Origin of the sequence: Muriicola sp. (assembly GCF_041567615.1) — a bacterium.
GTDB lineage: Bacteria > Bacteroidota > Bacteroidia > Flavobacteriales > Flavobacteriaceae > Muriicola.
Genome location: NZ_JBFGBM010000231.1, coordinates 1 through 3,530, shown reverse-complemented (window position 1 = coordinate 3,530; position 3,530 = coordinate 1). Strand labels below are relative to the sequence as shown.

At 50.6% G+C, this 3,530-nt stretch carries 4 protein-coding genes; 1 reads left to right on the top strand and 3 read right to left on the bottom strand.

What is annotated here, in order from left to right:
- Nucleotides 1-64 precede the first annotated feature (64 nt).
- Together ABYP73_RS12340 and greA are read right to left on the bottom strand one after the other, a co-directional pair.
- Complete coding sequence (locus tag ABYP73_RS12340; RefSeq protein ID WP_372974527.1) at nt 65-454, bottom strand: HIT family protein; 390 nt, start codon at nt 452-454, stop codon at nt 65-67.
- Nucleotides 455-516: 62 nt separating this feature from the next.
- Nucleotides 517-993, bottom strand: coding sequence for a transcription elongation factor GreA (gene greA, locus ABYP73_RS12335; RefSeq protein WP_372945128.1), 477 nt, complete (start codon nt 991-993; stop codon nt 517-519).
- Between the two features lie 132 nt (nt 994-1,125).
- Between greA and ABYP73_RS12330 the strand changes: the two genes are divergently transcribed.
- Complete coding sequence (locus tag ABYP73_RS12330; RefSeq protein ID WP_372945127.1) at nt 1,126-1,560, top strand: Rieske (2Fe-2S) protein; 435 nt, start codon at nt 1,126-1,128, stop codon at nt 1,558-1,560.
- A 32-nt stretch (nt 1,561-1,592) separates the two neighbouring features.
- On the opposite strand, the gene ABYP73_RS12325 is transcribed toward ABYP73_RS12330, so the two are convergent.
- A partial coding sequence (locus tag ABYP73_RS12325) for a TonB-dependent receptor (protein ID WP_372974526.1) occupies nt 1,593-3,530 on the bottom strand: 1,938 nt, incomplete at its 5' end.

Below are 3,530 nucleotides of genomic sequence, written 5' to 3'. Positions count from 1 at the left end.
TGGCTTCTCATTGTATTGCTCGTTCTGCTTGGGGTATCAGCCTATTTATACCAGGCCGGATTTTTCAAAGATTTGATCTGATACGGGCGGCCACCTCTTCGAACTCTTCAGGAGAGAGGGAGACCTTTTGCTGAAAGGTAGCGTTGGCCATGGTGTGTAATGGGATCAGATGGACGTGCACATGAGGTACCTCAAGGCCAATGACGGTCATTCCCACCCTTTTACAGGGAACAGCCGCCTCAATGGCCAGTCCCACTTTCCGGGCAAACTTCATAAGACCCGCATAGGTTTGTTCATCCAGATCCAGGAGTTTATCCACCTCTTTTTTTGGAACGCAAAGGGTATGTCCGGCAGCATTAGGGTTGATATCCAGGAAGGCAAAAAAGTTTTCGTCTTCCGCGATTTTGTAACAGGGGATCTCCCCTTTGATGATCTTAGTGAAAATTGTGGCCATAGTACCGGTATAAAAAATCCCGTCATAAGAATGACAGGATTAAAGATAAGGAATATTCTTCCTCAGCTCCTGCTGATCTCCAGTATTTCCAGTTTAAGCGTTCCGTTGGGGACCTTGATCTCTGCAGTCTCCCCCACCTTTTTCCCCAGGAGTCCTTTTCCGATGGGAGAGGTCACGGAGATCTTTCCCGCCTTAAGATCTGCCTCACTCTCTGCCACCAGAGTATAGGTCATCTCCATCCCGTTTTGTTTGTTGCGCAGTTTCACGGTAGAGAGCACAAGCACTTTCGAGGTGTCTAACTGGGATTCATCAATGAGCCTGGCATTGGCCAGGGTCTCTTCAAGTTTGGCGATCTTGAGTTCCAGATGGCCTTGTGCTTCTTTGGCCGCGTCGTATTCCGCATTTTCGGACAGGTCGCCCTTGTCCCTCGCATCGGCGATCGCCTGAGATGCGCGGGGGCGCTCAACGTCCCTTAAATGATTGAGCTCTTCCTTTAATTTCCTTAATCCTTCCGCTGTATAATAAGATACATTGCTCATATCGTCTCGTTTTATAAATAGAAAATCCCCTGCATCTACTGCTCCCGCCGGGAACGTATTTTCGAGAGGATTAGGGTCAAATATACAGAATTTTTAATGACTTTTGCAGGGAGCCCCTGATGCGGAATCCCTATGAGAACATTAAAATTCTTACCCTTTTGTTTCATCCTGTTCTCCTGCAGCAATGACCAGGGACAGCGCAATCCCTACTTGCAGGAAATAGGCTTTCGTTTCGAGGTCAACCTGAACCTCCCGCTCTACAGTCCCCTGACCAATCCCGGAAATGCGGTCTATATAGGGGCACAGGGTGTGGGTATCCGCGGTGTTTTTGTGATGAATACCGGTTTCGCGTTCCGCGCCTTCGAGGCCAGTTGTCCTAACCACAGCCCAAGTCCCTGCTCCACGACCCAACTGGAGGGACAAACCGCCGTATGTGCCTGTGAGGGATATGAATACAGCCTTTTTACCGGCCAGCAGCTCTCCGTGCCTCAGGACGGAAACCGATATTTCAACATGCTGGAATACAGGGCAATCCAGAGCGGAAATATCGTTACGATCAGCAATTAGGGCCGCCGTATGTTCATTACAGGCCTTCTTTCCTAGAATTCAAGCTGGATTCCCGCCAGGAAGTTGATTCCCGCCTGGGGATAATAACCCGCTCCTTCTACAGTCGTGGTCGTACCGGGGTTGCTAAAGGTGTCATCGAAGGTGAAGAAATACCCATTAGACACGTATTTGGCATCGAATACATTGTTGACCAGGGCCGACAGGACTACCCTCTTCAAATACTTCTCAGGCCTGATCTCATAAGACACATTAAAGTCTGTCTGGGAATAGGCCTCCAGGACCGAGGCCTCGGAATCTATATTTCCCATATACTGTTTCCCTACATATTTGGTCAGCAGGGCCAGGGTAAAATCCGAATTGGGTTCATAAGCGATCCTGTTCCCGGCGATAATCCCCGGGGAATAGGAAATATTGGTGTTTCCCAGTTCCTCCAGGACACCGTCCCGTTGGAAAACGTAGTCTATATTCTTGTTTGTCGACAGGGCGAGGTTGGGTTGCCAGATAAAAGAGTCTCCCAGTTTTACAGCCGCATCGATCTCGAGGCCAAATCGGTAGCTGTCCCCGACGTTTGCTCTCAGGGGAGCCCCTACGTCATTCAGTTCTCCCGTAAGGACTAGCTGGTCCTTGTACCTCATATAAAAAAGGTTGGTGTTGACCTGTACATCGGGGCTGATATAGCGCCAACCCAATTCGAGATCGTTCAGGCGCTCAGGTCTGGGATTCCCGTTCTCATAATCGTTTCGGTTGGGTTCCCTGTTGGCCACTGCCCATGAAAAATAGAAATTGTTATTCCGGTTCAGGTCATAGATCAGCCCGGCCTTGGGATTGAAAAAACTGAAGGTATCATCCACAATGCCCGTCTCATTCCCATCGGCTTGGTAATTCACCGAACGCACCTGCAGGTCACCGTAAAAACTCCAGCGGTCAGTCCATTGATAATTAGCCTTGGCATACAGGTTCAGATCCGTTTTTCTGGAGGTGTCGTCGTAATAGCGGTCTCTGAGATCCGCACTGGGAGCCAGCCTGGCCCAGATTACCTCTCCAAAATGGTCGCCTTCGTACCAGTTATACCCACCCCCCAGTATAAATTTTACTTTCTCAAAGTCCCGGTTGAGGGAAAAGACCGTGCCGTAAAAATCATTGTCGAGCCATCTCCTTCTCACCAGATCCGTCTCCGTGACCAGTTCCCCGTTAACAGTTACCGGCTCGAAACCGTAAGTTTCGAAATCATCGTCTTCCCTGAACTGTTCAAAATATCCTCTTCCCCTGGTGTAGTGCAGGGCGATATTTGAATTCCATCCCCTGCCAAGGGCCTGGTTCCAGTGCAACTGAAAATGGTCCTGTTTATAGTCATCCACCTCATTCTCATAGAATCGGGTCTGCCCGTTCTCATCCGTGTACTGTCCGGCCGGATTGAACCGCCTGTCATTCGCCAGGGTCTCGGCATCAATCCCGAAGTACGCCTGGTAGGTGATCTCATGCCCCCCGAAGAGCAGGGCCTTTACCAGGGTGTTCTCATCCCGGAAAGCCCCCTGGAGGAAGTAGGAGTCCAGGGCTGAGGAAGCCCTGTCGATATATCCGTCTGAGATGATCCTGGACAATCGTCCGGAGAACTCAAAGGCATCGCCCAGGAGCCCGGTAGAGAACTTCACGTTGTTTCGCATGGTATTGAAGCTGCCATAGGATGAAGACAGCTGAGCGTAACCCTCTTCGGAAACGGCATCTGTAAGCAGATTCAGGCTGGCCCCAAAAGCCCCTGCGCCGTTCGTGGAGGTTCCCACCCCCCTCTGTAGTTGAAGGTCTTCTGTAGAAGAGGCGAAATCGGGCAGGTTTACCCAAAAAGTCCCATGGGATTCAGAATCGTTATAAGGGATTCCGTTGATGGTGACGTTGACCCGCGTAGCATCGCTTCCCCTCACCCGTATTCCCGTATAGCCCACTCCGGCCCCTGCATCCGAGGTAGTGACCAC

Coding starts and splice junctions, on each gene's coding strand:
- ABYP73_RS12330 (WP_372945127.1), top strand. CDS start 1,126: ATGAGAACATTAAAATTCTTACCCTTTTGTTTCATCCTGTTCTCCTGC.
- greA (WP_372945128.1), bottom strand. CDS start 993: ATGAGCAATGTATCTTATTATACAGCGGAAGGATTAAGGAAATTAAAG.
- ABYP73_RS12340 (WP_372974527.1), bottom strand. CDS start 454: ATGGCCACAATTTTCACTAAGATCATCAAAGGGGAGATCCCCTGTTAC.